This window comes from Salinimicrobium oceani (assembly GCF_012037645.1).
The window spans coordinates 1-499 of sequence record NZ_JAAVJR010000445.1; the positions used below are offsets into that span (position 1 = coordinate 1).

The 499-nt window shown below is 40.1% G+C and carries 1 protein-coding gene and 1 pseudogene; both read left to right on the forward strand.

Features of this window, described 5'->3' with window-relative positions:
* Positions 1-297: pseudogene (locus tag HC175_RS17650) on the forward strand (hypothetical protein); the annotation flags it as partial.
* A gap of 34 nt (positions 298-331) precedes the next feature.
* The coding region (locus HC175_RS17655) for a signal peptidase II (RefSeq protein WP_209310062.1) at positions 332-499 on the forward strand (168 nt) is incomplete at its 3' end.

The window sequence follows — 499 nt, forward strand, 5'->3', positions numbered from 1 at the left end:
GAGATTCCCGAAGATATGGAGGTGGAGGTGAATTCCAATGTGGCTTCCGTTTTCCTTACAGGCTCTTACGACAGTGTGTTAATTCAGTTGAAAACAGGCTCCTGTTACTTTGAAGATTTTGAAGGAACGGCTGTAGTGAACACCTACGAAGGAAATATTCTTGGCAGCGCCCGCAATTTTACTTCGGAAGCAAATTCCCGTCACGGGCAGGTTGAAGTGTCCAAAAATTCCCATGGAATTCATAAAATGGTATTAACCAGCATCAACGGGGATATAAAGCTCACTGAAACTAAATAATATTAGTATTTTTGCCCCGTTCAAAAAATTCTAAATGTCCTTAAAACAAGCCTCTGCCATTATTGTTGTTATCCTGATCATCGATCAGGTTTCTAAATTCTATATCAAGACCAATTTTATGTTGGGAGACGAGATAAGAGTTTTCGACTGGTTTAGGATCTTGTTTGTGGAAAATAAAGGGATGGCCTGGGGAGCACAAATT